The organism is Microbacterium sp. BG28, assembly GCF_034044005.1.
GTDB lineage: Bacteria > Actinomycetota > Actinomycetes > Actinomycetales > Microbacteriaceae > Microbacterium.
Genome location: NZ_JAXCHA010000001.1, coordinates 391,862 through 406,185 on the forward strand (window position 1 = coordinate 391,862; position 14,324 = coordinate 406,185).

Sequence of the window (14,324 nt, forward strand, 5' to 3'; positions counted from 1 at the left end):
GCGCGCTCAGGCGGTCGCCGCCGCCTGGCCTGCGAGCGGGGCCGGCGTCTCGGCGTAGCTACGCGAGAGACGCCGGTACTGCGGCGACAGGAACGCGATGACGACGATCACCAGCATCACCAGGCTCGCCGCGACGAACACGAGCGCGATCCCCCGCGCCTCACCGTCGCCCAGCAGCCAGCGCCACCCGTCGCGACCCGCGTCGGTGCGCATGTAGGGGATGAGCCAGAACTCGGCGAGCGGGCCGATGAGGAAGGCGGAGATCGGAGCGGCCGCGGACTCGATGCTCGCCGCGAACCCGAACACGCGCCCCTGCGTCTCGTAGGGCACCACCCGCTGGATGATCGTCTGCTCGGCGGCCTCTGCCACCGGCATGAGTGCCATGAACACCAGCATCCCCACCGCGTACAACCACCACCATTCGCGGAGGGCGAAGGTGAGCCCCAGCACCGAGACGCCGACGTTCACCCACAGGAGCGTTCGCACAGGGTTCTTGCCGAGGCCGAACTTCGCGACGAGACCGCCGCCGATGATGAAGCCGATACTGGTGACACCGAGCACGATGCCCCACACCTCGACGCTGAAGAGCGTCAGACCGTACGGGTCCATGAGCGCCATGAAGACGCCGCCCACGAGGTTGTTGAATGTCGTGAACAGCAGGAGCGGCATGAGCCCGGGCACCGACCGGATGGCGGGCAGCACTCCGCGGAAGGTGAGCCGGCGAGGCGGCGCGTCCGGATCGTGCGCGACTCCTCGTTCGGGGATCGGGACGAACAGCAGATGGACGAAGGCGACGGCGGTCGCGACGATCGCGATGAAGACGGTCGACCCCATGCCGAGCAACCCCACCGACAGCCCCGAGAAGACGCTCGTGACCATGAACGCGACACCTTGGACGGCGCCCACGAGCCCGTTCGCGCGGTCGCGGCGCTCGCCCGGCACGAGAAGGGTGACCGTCGTGGACAGCGCGATGTTGCGGAGGTTCTCGACGACCCCGCCGATCAGGATGACGCCCGCGAACAGCCAGAACCACGGGCCGCCCCAGTCGATGAGCGCGGATGCGGGGAGTGCCAGGAAGAGGGCGCCCGCGAGCAGGTACGTGGCCAGGGTGATGAGGCTGGAGAGCACCATCACGGCCTTCTTCTTCATGTGGTCGACGATCGCCCCGAACACGACACCGAACACGGCCACCAGCAGCATGTAGCTGCCGCCGATGATGGAGGTGGCGAGCACGTTGCGGGTCTCGAGATAGGCCCAGAACGTGAGCGCGAACCAGAGGTAGCTGGTGGTCACGTTGGCGACGAGCGTGTTGGCCAGTACCTGGTAGAAGCTGCGCATGCGCGAGGTGCGGGCGTGCTCGGCCGTGTCGGGGCTTTCGAGCATGGCGGGCTCCGCTTCGCTGGATGGTGGGTCCATCATGACGCCGGGCGCCGACATGCGCGAGGCTTCGGGTTTTCCCGAACCCGGTCGTCGGGATTGCTCCGATGTGGCCCGGGCGGTGCGCCCCTACGTTGGAGACATGACTTCCGCAGCTCCCACCGTGCGACGCGCGAGGCGCTTCGCCCCGGCGCAGACCGCCGGGGCCATCGCCCAGCTCGCCGCGCTCGGCCTCATCGGCCCCTTCATCCTGAGCACCCTGTTCGGCCTGCTCGGCACCGGACTCGGGCTCGTGCCGGCCCTCGGCGTGGGTCTGATCGTGCTCGTCGGACTCGTCTACGTCATGTACGCGGTCGGGTGGCTGGAGATCGCGCGGATCGACGGGCTCTACGGACTCGGCCTCCCGGCCCCGCGCTTCAGCCCCCGACTCCGACCGGGCTTCGGCGGCTACCTGCTGTCGCTCTGGCACCAGTTCATCGATCCCTCGATGTGGCGGGCGCTGGCCAACACGGCGATCGCCACCGTCATGGGCGTCACCGTCATCAGTCTCGTCTCGATCGTCACCGGCGCGATCGGCGTCGCCTTCGCACCCCTCTCGGGAGCCGACGAGGTGTGGGTCGGGGTGGGCATGGTCCCCGCCGGCTGGGCTCCGGTGGTGGGGATCCTGACCGCGCTGCTCGCACTGGCCGCCACCGTCGGACTCGGCATGTTGCACGGCGTGATCAGCCGCGCCATCCTCGGCCGCTCCCGCACGGCGATGCTGGCGCAGGCGGCGCGCACCTCCGACGCACAGCGGGCCGGCGCCATCCGCGCCGCCGATGTCGAACGCACCCGCATCGAACGGGACCTGCATGACGGCGTCCAGCCGCGTCTCGTCTCGGTGGGCATGACCCTGGGACTCGCCCAGCAGAAGATCGACGACGACCCGACGGCCGCCAAGGCGCTCCTCGAAGAGGCGCACACCTCCACGAAGGCCGCGATCACCGAACTGCGCCAGCTGGCCCGCGGCATCCACGCCTCCGTGCTCGACGACCGTGGACTGGATGCGGCCCTGTCCGCCCTCGCGGCCCGCTCGCACGTGCCGGTGGCGCTGGACGTACGCGTGGACGGCCGATGCTCCCGAGAGGCCGAGACCGCGGTGTACTTCGCGATCGCCGAGTCGCTCACCAACGCGGCAAAGCACTCGCGTGCCGCCGAGTGCCGTGTGGTCGTCCGCGTCCGCGACGGCGGCACGCTCTGGGCCCGCATCGAGGACAACGGCATCGGCGGTGCGCGGGTGCTGCCCGGCGGCGGCCTCGACGGGATCTCCAACCGCATCCTCGCCGCCGGCGGCAACGTCCGCCTCGACAGCCCGCAGGGCGGGCCGACCGCTCTGGAGGTGAGTGTGCCGTGCGCATCCTGATCTGCGAGGACTCCGTCCTGCTTCGCGAAGGACTCGTCCGACTGCTGGCGGACGCCGGACACGACGTGGTCGCAGCCCTCCCGGACGCGAGCGAACTCGACGAGAGCGTCGTCGCCACCGATCCGGAGCTCTGCATCCTCGATGTGCGCCTCCCCCCGACGTACACCGACGAGGGCATCCGTGCGGCGCTGCGCCTGCGCGCGGCGCACCCGCAGCTACCCGTGCTCGTGCTCTCGCAGTACGTCGAAGAGAGGTATGCGAGCGAGCTGATCGCGGCGAACGGCGGAGCGCTCGGCTATCTGCTGAAGGACCGGGTCGCGGATGTCGCCGACTTCCTCGACACGGTGCGCCGAATCGGCGGCGGAGCGACCGTGCTCGACCCCGAGGTCATCGCGCAACTGCTGAATCGCCGCACCCGCGACGAGCGGATGCAGCGGCTCACCGAGCGCGAGTCGACGGTTCTGGCGCTCATCGCCGAGGGGCGGTCGAACCAGTCGATCGCAGCGACCCTCTTCCTCTCAGAGGCATCCGTCGAGAAGCACATCACCGCCATCTTCCAGAAGCTCGAACTCGAGCCCGGCGAATCGGGCAACCGCCGCGTTCTCGCCGCCCTCGCGCACGTCGAGCACGGCGCCGGCGAGACCGGCCCGCAGACACCTCAGACAGGAGCATCACGATGACCACGCTCACCCCTCCCCCTGCGACTCCCGACGAGGCCGCGCCCTCGAGCACGGCGACGCCGCCCCGGCATCCGGCCGGCAAGGCCGTCGCGATCACGGCGATCGTCATCGGCGCCGTCATCCTGGGCGGGACCGTGGTCTCGGGCGCCGCCAACGCCGTCACCTCCTCGCTACCGACTTCCTCGCAGACGCTCACCGCGTCGACCGCCGGCGTCACCGAGGTCGACGTGGATGCCAGCGCGGCGCTGTTCGAACTGCGGTTCGACGACGTCGACGAGGCTCGGCTCGAGGTGACGTCCGGCCGATCCGCGTGGCGGATGGAGCGTGACGGCGACGAGCTGAAGATCAGCGCTCCGGACGGGTTCTTCGGCATCGGCTGGATCGGCCAGCAGCCGCGCGTGATGCTGACGCTTCCGCGGACGCTCGAGGGCGTCGACGCGTCGCTCACCCTCTCCGCGGGAGAGCTTCGCGCCACGGGCACGTTCGGCGATCTCGACACGCACCTCTCCGCCGGCAGCCTCATCGTCTCCGGCGAGGCCCGAACGATCGACACCTCCATGAGCGCCGGAAGCTCCGACATCCGACTGTCGGGTGTCACCGAGGCCGAGTTCGAGCTCTCGGCGGGCGACCTGACGGCCGAGTTGACCGGTAGCGCTCCACGCAGCGTCGACATCGGCGTCAGCGCCGGCTCCGCGGATGTCACCGTGCCGCGCGGCAACTACGACGTCCGCTCCAACGTGGAGGCGGGCGGGGTCGACAACCGGCTCTCCGCAAGCAGCGGCCCCCGCATCCCGGTCAAGGTCCGCGTCTCCGCGGGCGACGTCACCCTCCGCGACAACGGATAGGCGCGAACGCGCACTCATCGTGCGAGCGAGCATCCGACCGGGTGCTCGCTCGCACGTTGGGTGCTCAGTCGGCGAGGGTGGGGCGATGATGGGGGTGTGACGTCCTCCTCCTTCTCCGCATGGCTGCGGGCGCAGCCCTCGCTCGCCGGGGTGGCACCGGCTCTGGACACGGCGAGTCTTCCCGATGAGCCTCACGTGCTGTTCGAACACTGGCTGCGCGGTGCGGCGGGCGCCGGCGCCGCCGAGCCGCACGTGGCGACGCTCTCGACCGTCGACGCGGACGGGCTGCCGGACGCCCGCGCGCTGATCCTCAAAGACGTCGGTCCCCGCGGATGGGCGGTCGCGGGACCTCGGTCGTCCGCGAAGGCCGAGCAGCTCGCGGCGCGCCCGGTGGCAGCACTCAGCTTCTGGTGGCAGCCGATCGTCCGCGCCGTCCGGCTGCGCGGCGGGATGCAGCCCGCCACCGCCGCCGAGATCGCAGCGGATTTCGAGGCCCGCCCGGAATCCGCGCGTGCCGGCCGGACGCCCGAGGACTGGATGCTCTGGTGGCTCGATCCCACGCACGTCGAGTTCTGGCAGGGCTCGCCCGACCGGCGCCACATGCGCATCATGTACGAGCGGCAGGGTGAGACCTGGCATCGCGAGGTGCGCGGCGGGGAGTCGGCCGCCACTCCGGCGAGAGCAGAATCCCGGCGATAGCCTCGAAGGATGCAGGACGAGCACGGCCTCTCGGGCGGGAACTCGGCGGGCGCCGTCGTCCGCGCGGGTGACACGGTCCGCAAGCCGTGGACGCCCGCATCTCCGCACGTGCACGCGTACGTCACCTCCCTGCGCGAGGCCGGCGTCGACGCGCCCGCTCCGCTCGGCCGCGACGAGCAGGGTCGTCAGGTGTGGGAGTTCGTCCCCGGCGCGCTGGCGGAGTCGGGCCTGACGCGGCCGGAGCTTCATCGCGCGGGCGCGCTGGTGCGCGCCATCCACGATGCGAGCGCGGGGTTCGAGGCCCCACCGGGCGCCACCTGGGATTCCGCGATCCCGGCGCCCGGCGCCGAGCTGGTCTGCCACAACGACCTCGCCCCGTGGAATCTCGTGACCGGCGAGCGATGGGTGTTCATCGACTGGGATGCGGCGGCACCCAGCACCCCGCTCTGGGACCTCGCGTACGCCGCACAGGCCTTCACGCTCAACGACCCGTCGTGTTCCCCCGCCGACGCCGCAGCGGATCTGGCCGCGTTCGTCGACGGCTACGAGGCGGACGCCGCGCTGCGTGCGGCTCTGCCCGCGGCGATGGTCGCGCGCACGGAGGCGATGCACGAGCTTCTGCGGTCGTCGCACGCCGAAGGCCGGGAGCCCTGGGGGTCGATGTTCCTGTCGGGTCACGGCGATCACTGGCTCGCCGCATCCCGTTACGTACGAGAGCACGCGGATGCCTGGGCCGAGGCGCTGAACGCGCACCGGCTATGAGGCACCGAGGATGCTGCGCAGAGCCTCCGTGTAGTCCTCGAACGCGCGGCGTCCCTCTTTCGTCAGAGACAGGTAAGTGACCGGCGTCCGCCCCCGATGGGTCTTCTCGACCATGAGGTAGGAGGCCTCCTCGAGCTTGCGCACATGAGTGGAGAGGTTGCCGGCTGTCATGTCGAGCAGTTCCTGCAGTCGCGGGAACGACACACCGGTGCCGGGGCTGAGCGCGGCCAGGGCGGCGGTGATGCGCAATCGAGCCGCCGCGTGGATGACGGGGTCGAGCTCCGTCACCGTGCCACCGAAGCTGCCGGTCGACGGCCGATCCACAGCGCGACGTAGGCGGCGGCCAAGAGGAAGACCCCGCCGCCGGCCGCGGCGAGTACGAGCAGGGACGAGCCGGTGAACGGCGCGATGACGGCGACGATCACGAGCCACGCGCCCATGGCGATGGTCGGCCAGTTCGGCCAGATACCGCCCGCAATCACGTACATGACACCGACGAAGAGAACTCCGGCCACCGGCAGGAAGACCCACAACAGGTCGGGGTCCATTCCGTTGTTCACGAGGCCCAGTCCGACGACGAACAGACCGAGGAGCCCGACCGGCCACGCCAGGCCGAAGACCGGTCCCGCCCACTCGATCTGTCCGGTGTGACGCAGACCGCGCCCCATTCGCGCCCCGACGATCGAGCTGACGACCAGCGCCCCCACCATCACCACGCCGCAGACCGCGAGGGCGACAGTGGCCGCCACCACGTCATGCTCCACCAGCCAGAGTGCCCCGAAGCCGATCAGGAAGGCCAGGCCCCAAGCGAGCAGGATCCACGGCACACCCCGCGCCTGCTGTCGTGCCAACGCGCGCTTCTCATGCTCGATCACGTGAAGCATCGCGGCGGGTGAGTCAGAGGAGGAAGCGTCGGCGGAGGTCATATCTACTTTGTATCGCAAAGTAGTCTTCGGAAGCAAGAGGAATGTTCCGCGCCCCCTCAGAGCCCGAGTATGCGCTTACTTCGCTCGAAGAGTTCGCGGGCCAGCGTCGGATCGTCCGCCTGCGCATGGGTCCGCGCGGGCTTGCGCTTCACGTAGTACTCGCCCGGTGCATAGTCCCGACCCGAAGCACCCTCAGCGAGGTACACGAGGGTGTCGGCACCCTTGGGGATGCTCGTGAGGAAGAGCTTCTTGAGGGGCGTCTGGTAGATCAGGCGCATCGGTGAGCTGGGCGCGTTCGAGAAGCTCGTCGCGATGTTGCCCGGGTGGAACGCCACGGCGCTGATGCCCTGCGCGCGGTAGCGACGATCGAGCTCCTTCACGTGGAGGATCTGCTCGAGCTTGGCGGTGCCGTAGGCGCGCGTGGCGCTGAAGGAGCGCTCGTTGTCGAGGTCGTCGATATCCAGCTGACCGAACAGTCGTGCGCCCACGCTGGAGGTGTTGATGATCGTGGCCGTCGAGGCGATGAGCCGCTCCATGAGCAGCTGCGTGAGCAGGAACGGCGCGAGGTAGTTCACCTGGAAGGTCATCTCGTGTCCGTCGATCGTGCTCTCACGCACCTTGCCGAAGATGCCACCGGCGTTGTTGGCGAGCACGTCGATGCGGTCGTACTGCGTGAGCAGATCGTCCGCGAGCTCTCGGACGCTCGTGAGATCGGCGAAGTCCGCGAGGTGCACGCGCGCACCCACCTCCCGGGCGATCTGCGCGGTGCGCTCTCGATTGCGCCCGACGGGGATGACGGTGTGCCCCTGCGCGTGCAGCGCCCGCGCCGCCTCCCGCCCGATGCCGTCGCTCGCACCGGTGATCACGATCGTCTTGCCCGCCATGAGGCCTCCTTCGCCGTAGCTCGCGAAAGCCTAGTCATCGTTGTCAGCGAGGCAGCATGAAGAAGAGTCCGAGCGCAGCGAGCAGAAGTGCCGCGAGCGAGACCACGAGCGCATGCGCGTTGCCCCCGTATCGCGCCGAGCGCGCCAGAGCGATGATCGCCAGCAGCACCCAGAGCCACGAGGTGAACATGAATGCCGCCATCGGCATGAGCGCAGCCATGCTGCTCGCGCCGCTGGTGGTCAGCATGATCCACGAGAAGGACGCCCAGATGATCGCCAAGGGCACGAAGGCGACGTACGAGAGAACGAGATTCAACGCCTGCGGCGAACGCGGGCGACCGCGCTGGTCAGAGTTCATGTCGTCCTCCGGCGTCGATGGGTCGGAAGTGCCACCGTACCCGGTCTGATCTCGTCACGACACGCGGCAGATGATCTCCCCGTGCAGGACCGAGAACCAGCCGTCGTCGGATGCGGCCCACTCACGCCACCCGGCGGCGATCCGGTCGAGCTCGTCGGCGTCGGTGTCGGGGCTGCTCTCCAGCTGCCGTGCGAGCGCGGACTGACGGATGCGGTCCGCCCACAGATTGCCCCACCACATCCGCTCATCCGCGCTCGCGTAGCACCATGTGCTGGACGACGCGCTGATGTCGGTGAGCCCTGCCTCCCGCGCCCAGGAGAGGAGGCGTCTGCCGGCATCCGGTTCGCCGCCGTTGGCGCGCGCCGCCGCCTGGTACAGCTCCAGCCAGCGGTCCAGCTCGGGCGACTGCGGCCACCACGCGAACCCGGCGAAGTCGGCGTCGCGCACCGCGATGATCCCGCCGGGTCGGGTCACCCGCGCGAGCTCCCGCAGCGCCTGCACCGGATCCGAGACGTGCTGCAGCACCTGATGGGCGTGCGTGACATCGAACGAGTCGTCGCCGAACGGCAGGGCGTGCACGTCCGCGATCCGCACGTCGACGTTCTCGGCTCCCCGCTCTCGAACGGTCGCACGGGTCAGCGCCGCCTCGCCCTCGCCGATCTCGGTGGCAGTGACGTGGGCCACGCGATCCGCGAGATCGACCGTGATCGTGCCGGGCCCGGCCCCCACATCCAGCAGTCGGTCGTCGGCTCCGAGGAAGGGCACGAGGTAGGCGGCGGAGTTCTCGGCGGTGCGCCAGCGGTGCGAGCGCAGCACGGATTCGTGGTGACCGTGGGTATAGGTGGACATGCCTCCACATTCCGGCTTCGAGCCGCCCCGGCGGAAGACCGTACTGTTCATAGGAGCGACCCACCCACCCAGCCGAGAGGAGCCGACCATCTCGAACGAACTCGGCAACTTCCTCCGCGCTCGCCGTCAAGACAGGGCGCTCGCGCCCGGCCACGACGCCCCCGGCGCCAGGCGGACTCCGGGCCTACGCCGGGAGGAGGTCGCGACCCGCGCCGGGATCAGCGTCGACTACTACATCCGTCTGGAGCAAGGACGCGAGTCCCACCCGAGCGACGCCGTGCTCGCCGCCCTCGCCCACGCGCTCGCGTTGTCGCCGGATGCGGCGCGACACCTCGTGCGGCTTCGCGACGCCGACGCCGCTCCGGCGGATCCGACCTCCGACGCCGATCTCGTCCCGCGGATGTCGGCTCTCGTCGCAGCGATCCGTCCGCAGCCCGCGTACGTGCTCGACAGGTTCAGCACGATCGTCGCAGCGAACGAGGAGGGGATGTCGCTGTACGCCGGGCTCGCCGAGCTTCCGCCCGGGCACCGGAACACCTGCCGTTATCTGCTCACAGACCCGCGCGCCAGCCAGACATTCCTCGACTGGGAGGAACTCGCCCGCGGCGCCGTCGCCCACCTCCGCGCGGCGAACGTCGACCGCCTCGACGATCCTCGACTGGGAGATCTCGTACGCGAGCTCGGGGCGAAGAGTCCGCAGTTCGCGGCGTGGTGGGGCGGGCACATCGTCGAGCGGCGCCGGGGCGCGACCACCCGCATCCGCGGGACAGACGGTGTCGTCGTCGAACGGAGCTACGAGATCCTCCACCTGCCGGACGACGCCGTGCGGCTCACGATCTGGCTCCCGCCGGCGGCACGAGCACCCGACCTACACTCGTGCCCATGAGTGCGTTCCTCCCAGGTTCCCGCGGCACGCAGCCGTGCCCCAACTGCGGCGCCCAGGTCGCGCAGTCGGACCGGTACCCTGAGTATCTCTGCGACGAGTGCGAAGCTCGCGCCGTGGATGCGGACGGCGCCCGCGTCACCGGATCGAACGCCTCCTTCGGCGGCGGCTTCGTCCTGCACTGGCCGGACGGCGAGCACGAGTCCCTCCCGTGCGCCTCGGCGCGGGTGTGGGTCGACGGACGTGAGTGGGAGTACTCCGAGGCGCGCTTCGGCGGGGTGCTGATTACCCCCGTCCGCGACCGCTAACCCGACAGTCGGCTATGCGTCAGCAAAGAATCACGAAAAGGTAACGGAAACCTCTTCCCCTCCGTTATCTCACCGTTATAGAGTGCTCGCACGGTAGTTGTTTTGCTGTGGCAGCTACCGACATGTGATTGCAGGACACTCTTGGTGCAAAGGGACAAGGGCCGGTCGGAAGCCTCTCCGACCGGCCCTTACTGCTGTCCGCGATGCGTCAGCTCTGCGACTCCGAGACCTGCAGCGCGGGGGCGTCGTCACCCGTCACGATCTCGACCTTGCGCGGCTTGGCCTTCTCGCTGACGGGGATCGTGACACTCAGCACGCCGTTGCGGTAGCTCGCCGAGATCTTCTCGGTGTCGAGCCCCTGGCCGAGGCTCAACTGACGCAGGAACGTGCCCGACGTCCGCTCCCGCGTGATCCAGGTGACTCCATCACCCGCCGACAGTGTGCGCTCGGCACGGATGGTGAGCAGCTGACCGTCGATGTCGACGTCGACCGATCCGGGATCGATGCCCGGCAGGTCGGCGGTGAGGACGTAGTGGTCACCGTCGCGGTAGAGGTCCATCGGCATCTGCCGAGGGCCGCGCCGCGCGGTGTCGAAGAACGTGTTCGCCATGCGCTCCAGGTCACGGAGCGAGTCGTATGCAGCCATAGTCGTCTCCTCTCGAGCGGGATCGGATGCGGGATCCGACCCGTAGTCCCTAAGTTGAGCCCCCTTGGCTCAACAATCACAGATTAGCACTCTCGCATGGAGAGTGCTAGTTCTCACAGGGCCCTCCAGAGCGCTTCTGCGACCTCATAGAATCGGCGGGTGAACGACCCCGCCGAGGCGGCGAGACGGCCGCCTCTGCTGCGGAGGATCGCCCTGAATCCGCTGGTCTGGGCGGTCGCCTGCATCCTGGCGGCACTGCCCGGATACCGCACCGATGGCGGATTCTTCTCGTACCTGATGTCGATCATCGCGGGGGCACTGAGCGGGATCTGGTTCGTGAACCTCACGGTGCGCATGCCGCATCCGACCGGCGCGATCGTCCACCTGCTCGTGGCCGTCGCGCTCGCACCGGCCCTGTACGCGTCGATCGAGCTGGTTCCGCACCTGCTGGCCCCCGGCGCGCCACGCGCGGTCTACACGGGAGTGCTCTTCGCGCTGCCGCCCGCCGCCGGGTGGGTCTGGATCACGCTGCTCAACCGCGTCATCAACCTCCTACCGGGCAAGACCCGAGCACAGCCGCGGGTACCGCTCGCCTGGGAGAACGACGGCGATGCGGTCATCGTCCGCTTCCGGGCGATCCCGATGCGGATGCGGGAGCTCACCGTGTGGATGGTCGCCACCATCGTCGTGACGGGGGCGGTCGTCACGACGGCGCTCATCATGTTCAGCACCATCGTCGAGCGACTCGGACCCCGCCTGCTGATCCTCGCGCTCGGGGCGCTCTTCGCCTTCCCGGCCTACCTCATCGTCACCGCGCTGTTGCGCAGACGCTCGGTCGAGGCGAGCGTGCGCGTATCACGCGACCGGATGTGGATCACGGCAGGTGAGGCGACACACGCGCTTCGGCTGAGCGAGATCGAGCGGCTGCGATGGGGCACCACGAGCGACTACGCGCGACTCGAGGTCACCGCGCCCGGCGTCGACCTGGCACTGCTGGTGGGCATCGCGAAGCAGGCCAAGGGCATCGCATCCGAGCTTCCTCCGCTGCCTGCGCGCACCCTTCGTCTCGCCGAGACGGAAGGGCTCGCGAAGTCCGCCTCGCGCCGCGGTCTGGTGACCCTCTCGCGCGCCTGACTCAGCGGGACGACAGGCGCTCGCGGACGACCCGGCGCAGCACCTTGCCGATCTGCGACCGCGGCAGATCCTTCACCTCCACGATCCGCTTGGGCACCTTGTACGAGGTGATGTGCGTGCGCGCGAAGTCTCGCAGCGCGGACGCGTCGAAGACCGCGCCCTCGCGGGTGACGATCGCGGCCACCACATCCTCTCCACCCGAAGGGCGCGGGATGCCGACGACGGCCGCCTCTGCCACATCCGGATGCAGCAGCAGTACCTGCTCGACCTCGGTCGGGCTGACGTTGAAGCCACCGGTGATGATGAGCTCCTTGACGCGGTCGATGACGGTGACGAAGCCGTCCTCGCTGACCGTCACGATGTCACCGGTGCGCAGCCAGCCTCCCGGAAGCAACACGGCCGCCGTCTCGTCGGGCTGCTGCCAATAACCCTGGAACACCTGCGGCCCGCGGATGAGCAGCTCCCCCGCCTCTCCGGCCGGACGGTCGACGCGAGGGTCGTCGGGGTCGACGACCCGGATCTCGGTGCTCGGGAAAGGCACACCCACCGTGCCGGGGCGCCGCGATGGCCCGATCGGGTTGCCGAGTGCGACCGGCGAGGTCTCGGTCATGCCGTAGCCCTCCACGAGAAGTCCGCCCGTCGCCTCCTCCCAACGCGTCACCGTGGGCACCGGAAGGCTCGTCGCCCCGGAGATCGCGAAGCGGATGCTGGAGAGATCGACGCCCTTGCGAGTGCTGGCTCGCGAGAGCGCGTCGTAGATCGGCGGCACAGCGGGCAGGAATGTCGGCCTCGATTTCGTGGAGGCGGCGATGACCGCATCCACGTCGAACCTCGGGAAGAGCACGACGCGCGCACCCAGCGAGATCGCGAAGGTGAGGCAGAGGGTGAGCCCGTACGCGTGGAACAGCGGCAGCACGGCGTAGAACACCTCGCCGCCTTCGGTGAGCCCTGGGACCCACGCGCGCCCCTGCGCGGCGTTCGAGCGGAGGTTGCGGTGCGAGAGGATCGCCGCCTTGGGCGTGCCCGTGGTGCCGCTCGTGAGCTGCAAGAGCGCGGTGTCGTCGAGACGCGGCTTCGGCCACTTGCGCGGGAGCTTGCGCACGCGCACGAAGTCGGACCACTCGAGCAGGCCGCGGGCGCGCGGGCGGGTGGTCATCGCCTCGCGCGTCTCGCGAGCCTTGGACACCGGAAGCCGCAGCGCCAGGCGCTTGCCGAAGGGCAGCGCATCCGGCATCCGCACCGAGACGATCGCCGAGGGCGCGACGTCCTCGGGGAACTCGGCGACGGTATCGGCGACCTTGTCCCACACGATCGCGACCACGGCGCCGTGCACCTCGAACTGGTGGCGCAGCTCGCGCGGCGTGTAGAGCGGGTTGTGCTCGACGACGATCGCCCCGATACGCAGGGCCGCGTAGAACGCGACGACGTGCTGGGGGCAGTTCGGCAGGATGAGCGCGACCCGGTCCCCCGCCTGCACGCCCAGTTTGCGCAGGGCGTTCGCGGCGCGGGAGACCTGCTCCCCCAGCTCGGCGTACGTCGTCTCGGCGCCGAAGAACTCCAGCGCGACGCGGTCGCCGTAGCCCGAGACGGCAGCGTCGAGAAGGTCGACGAGCGTCTCGGTGACGGGCTCGATCTCGGCCGGCACCCCCTCTGCGTAGGAAGCGATCCAGGGGCGGGCCTCCAGCGGCGAGCCGGAGATCGTGTCCGCGGTCATGTCCATTCCTCCCGTGCGCGCAGCGAGCGGCTCAGCCGGCCGCAGCCTCGTCGAACAGCCACTGCACCGATCCGCCCACCGCGGTGACATGTGCCGCGACGACCGCGATCGGCAGGGCGCCGTCGGCGAGCGCCTCCGCCAGAGCATCCTTCTTGCCTGCACCCGTCGCGAACACGACCACATGCTGCGCGCCGTCGAGCGCCTTCAGCGTGAGCGTGATGCGTGTGGGCGGCGGCTTGGGCGAGTTGTGGACCGGAATCACGAGCTCGTCGACCGGGCGGAAGTCGGGGTGCCCGGGGAACAGCGACAGGGTGTGACCGTCTTCTCCGACGCCGAGCCAGACCAGGTCCAGGCGCGGAGCACCCGCATCCGTCTTCGGCAGCGCTGCGATCGCCGCAGCGTACCGGCGCGCGGATTCGCCCTCGTCGACATCGGTGTCGGGACGCAGCTGCACCATGGTGTCGAATCCGGGCTGATCCAGCAGCGCGGGAGCGATCGTGCCCCAGTTCGATTGCGGGTCGCTGATCGGCACCGAGCGCTCGTCACCGATCAGGACGGTGACCTTCGACCAGTCGAGCGCGTCCGCATCCTGGGCCGCGAGGATCGCATAGGCCGCCATCGGCGAGCTTCCGCCGGCGAGCACCCACACGGCGCTGCCGTTCGCCTCGATCGCAGCGCCCAGCGTGCGAACCGCGTCGCGGGCGGCCTCGGCGGCGACGTCCGCGGCCTGCGGGAAGGTGGTGATCGAACCGTAGGTCACGATGGACTTCTCTCGTCTCGGATGAGGTCGGATGAGCGGGTACCGCCGGTGTTCGCGGCGAGCAACCTCGCCCTCATCGATTCAACCCCAGGTCGTA

17 protein-coding genes are annotated in these 14,324 nt (G+C 69.6%); 8 read left to right on the plus strand and 9 right to left on the minus strand.

Going from position 1 to position 14,324, the window contains the following annotated elements:
- Positions 1-6 precede the first annotated feature (6 nt).
- Positions 7-1,437 (minus strand): MFS transporter, encoded by a 1,431-nt coding sequence (locus SK224_RS01975; protein WP_413816751.1) that lies wholly within the window; start codon positions 1,435-1,437, stop codon positions 7-9.
- Between the two features lie 82 nt (positions 1,438-1,519).
- On the opposite strand from SK224_RS01975, the gene SK224_RS01980 reads away from it, so the two are divergent.
- The 5 genes from SK224_RS01980 to SK224_RS02000 all read left to right on the plus strand — a co-directional run bounded on the left by SK224_RS01980 (position 1,520) and on the right by SK224_RS02000 (position 5,765).
- Positions 1,520-2,779 (plus strand): sensor histidine kinase, encoded by a 1,260-nt coding sequence (locus tag SK224_RS01980; RefSeq protein ID WP_320433152.1) that lies wholly within the window; start codon positions 1,520-1,522, stop codon positions 2,777-2,779.
- The gene (locus SK224_RS01985; RefSeq protein WP_320433153.1) at positions 2,767-3,459 is read left to right on the plus strand and encodes a response regulator transcription factor; all 693 of its coding nucleotides are present in this window, start codon (positions 2,767-2,769) and stop codon (positions 3,457-3,459) included. Before SK224_RS01980 ends, SK224_RS01985 begins: the two co-directional genes overlap by 13 nt.
- The gene (locus tag SK224_RS01990; protein ID WP_320433154.1) at positions 3,456-4,304 is read left to right on the plus strand and encodes a hypothetical protein; all 849 of its coding nucleotides are present in this window, start codon (positions 3,456-3,458) and stop codon (positions 4,302-4,304) included. The genes SK224_RS01985 and SK224_RS01990 overlap by 4 nt, the downstream gene beginning before the upstream one ends.
- Before the next feature lie 96 nt (positions 4,305-4,400).
- Positions 4,401-5,003 carry a pyridoxal 5'-phosphate synthase gene (locus SK224_RS01995; protein WP_320433155.1) on the plus strand — a complete coding sequence of 201 codons (603 nt, stop codon included), beginning with the start codon at positions 4,401-4,403 and terminating at the stop codon, positions 5,001-5,003.
- Positions 5,004-5,012: 9 nt separating this feature from the next.
- Positions 5,013-5,765, plus strand: a complete 753-nt coding sequence (locus tag SK224_RS02000; protein WP_320433156.1) for a phosphotransferase — start codon at positions 5,013-5,015, stop codon at positions 5,763-5,765.
- On the opposite strand, the gene SK224_RS02005 is transcribed toward SK224_RS02000, so the two are convergent.
- From SK224_RS02005 to SK224_RS02025, 5 genes are read right to left on the minus strand one after another with little or no spacing between them, the layout of a single operon-like run.
- Entirely contained in the window at positions 5,760-6,053 is a 294-nt protein-coding gene (locus tag SK224_RS02005) for a transcriptional regulator (RefSeq protein ID WP_320433157.1), read from the minus strand. The genes SK224_RS02000 and SK224_RS02005 overlap by 6 nt on opposite strands.
- Positions 6,050-6,691, minus strand: coding sequence for a hypothetical protein (locus tag SK224_RS02010; protein WP_320433158.1), 642 nt, complete (start codon positions 6,689-6,691; stop codon positions 6,050-6,052). Before SK224_RS02010 ends, SK224_RS02005 begins: the two co-directional genes overlap by 4 nt.
- Before the next feature lie 56 nt (positions 6,692-6,747).
- Complete coding sequence (locus SK224_RS02015) at positions 6,748-7,575, minus strand: SDR family NAD(P)-dependent oxidoreductase (RefSeq protein ID WP_320433159.1); 828 nt, start codon at positions 7,573-7,575, stop codon at positions 6,748-6,750.
- Positions 7,576-7,618: 43 nt separating this feature from the next.
- Positions 7,619-7,933 (minus strand): hypothetical protein, encoded by a 315-nt coding sequence (locus SK224_RS02020; protein ID WP_320433160.1) that lies wholly within the window; start codon positions 7,931-7,933, stop codon positions 7,619-7,621.
- Between the two features lie 54 nt (positions 7,934-7,987).
- Positions 7,988-8,782: a class I SAM-dependent methyltransferase gene (locus tag SK224_RS02025; protein WP_320433161.1), complete on the minus strand. Its 795-nt coding sequence runs from the start codon at positions 8,780-8,782 to the stop codon at positions 7,988-7,990.
- On the opposite strand from SK224_RS02025, the gene SK224_RS02030 reads away from it, so the two are divergent.
- Together SK224_RS02030 and SK224_RS02035 are read left to right on the plus strand one after the other, a co-directional pair.
- Positions 8,781-9,668 (plus strand): helix-turn-helix transcriptional regulator, encoded by an 888-nt coding sequence (locus SK224_RS02030; protein WP_320433162.1) that lies wholly within the window; start codon positions 8,781-8,783, stop codon positions 9,666-9,668. The genes SK224_RS02025 and SK224_RS02030 overlap by 2 nt on opposite strands.
- Entirely contained in the window at positions 9,665-9,973 is a 309-nt protein-coding gene (locus tag SK224_RS02035; protein WP_320433163.1) for a hypothetical protein, read from the plus strand. The genes SK224_RS02030 and SK224_RS02035 overlap by 4 nt, the downstream gene beginning before the upstream one ends.
- Before the next feature lie 208 nt (positions 9,974-10,181).
- Here the strand turns inward: SK224_RS02035 and SK224_RS02040 are convergent, their stop codons facing one another.
- Entirely contained in the window at positions 10,182-10,619 is a 438-nt protein-coding gene (locus SK224_RS02040) for an Hsp20/alpha crystallin family protein (protein ID WP_234074549.1), read from the minus strand.
- Positions 10,620-10,778: 159 nt separating this feature from the next.
- Here SK224_RS02040 and SK224_RS02045 point away from each other — a divergent pair, with 159 nt between their 5' ends.
- Entirely contained in the window at positions 10,779-11,753 is a 975-nt protein-coding gene (locus SK224_RS02045) for a hypothetical protein (protein WP_320433164.1), read from the plus strand.
- A 1-nt stretch (position 11,754) separates the two neighbouring features.
- Here SK224_RS02045 and SK224_RS02050 read toward each other — a convergent pair whose 3' ends face one another.
- Entirely contained in the window at positions 11,755-13,467 is a 1,713-nt protein-coding gene (locus SK224_RS02050; RefSeq protein WP_320433165.1) for a long-chain-fatty-acid--CoA ligase, read from the minus strand.
- A 31-nt stretch (positions 13,468-13,498) separates the two neighbouring features.
- Complete coding sequence (pgl, locus tag SK224_RS02055) at positions 13,499-14,227, minus strand: 6-phosphogluconolactonase (protein WP_320433166.1); 729 nt, start codon at positions 14,225-14,227, stop codon at positions 13,499-13,501.
- Positions 14,228-14,324 lie beyond the last annotated feature (97 nt).

Excerpts from the sequence above, each read along its gene's own strand:
- SK224_RS02030 (WP_320433162.1), top strand. The coding sequence starts at position 8,781 with ATGCCTCCACATTCCGGCTTCGAGCCGCCCCGGCGGAAGACCGTACTG.
- SK224_RS02035 (WP_320433163.1), top strand. The coding sequence starts at position 9,665 with ATGAGTGCGTTCCTCCCAGGTTCCCGCGGCACGCAGCCGTGCCCCAAC.
- SK224_RS02040 (WP_234074549.1), bottom strand. The coding sequence starts at position 10,619 with ATGGCTGCATACGACTCGCTCCGTGACCTGGAGCGCATGGCGAACACG.
- SK224_RS02025 (WP_320433161.1), bottom strand. The coding sequence starts at position 8,782 with ATGTCCACCTATACCCACGGTCACCACGAATCCGTGCTGCGCTCGCAC.
- SK224_RS02010 (WP_320433158.1), bottom strand. The coding sequence starts at position 6,691 with ATGACCTCCGCCGACGCTTCCTCCTCTGACTCACCCGCCGCGATGCTT.
- SK224_RS02000 (WP_320433156.1), top strand. The coding sequence starts at position 5,013 with ATGCAGGACGAGCACGGCCTCTCGGGCGGGAACTCGGCGGGCGCCGTC.
- SK224_RS01975 (WP_413816751.1), bottom strand. The coding sequence starts at position 1,437 with ATGTCGGCGCCCGGCGTCATGATGGACCCACCATCCAGCGAAGCGGAG.
- SK224_RS02050 (WP_320433165.1), bottom strand. The coding sequence starts at position 13,467 with ATGACCGCGGACACGATCTCCGGCTCGCCGCTGGAGGCCCGCCCCTGG.
- SK224_RS01990 (WP_320433154.1), top strand. The coding sequence starts at position 3,456 with ATGACCACGCTCACCCCTCCCCCTGCGACTCCCGACGAGGCCGCGCCC.
- SK224_RS02015 (WP_320433159.1), bottom strand. The coding sequence starts at position 7,575 with ATGGCGGGCAAGACGATCGTGATCACCGGTGCGAGCGACGGCATCGGG.
- SK224_RS01980 (WP_320433152.1), top strand. The coding sequence starts at position 1,520 with ATGACTTCCGCAGCTCCCACCGTGCGACGCGCGAGGCGCTTCGCCCCG.
- SK224_RS02020 (WP_320433160.1), bottom strand. The coding sequence starts at position 7,933 with ATGAACTCTGACCAGCGCGGTCGCCCGCGTTCGCCGCAGGCGTTGAAT.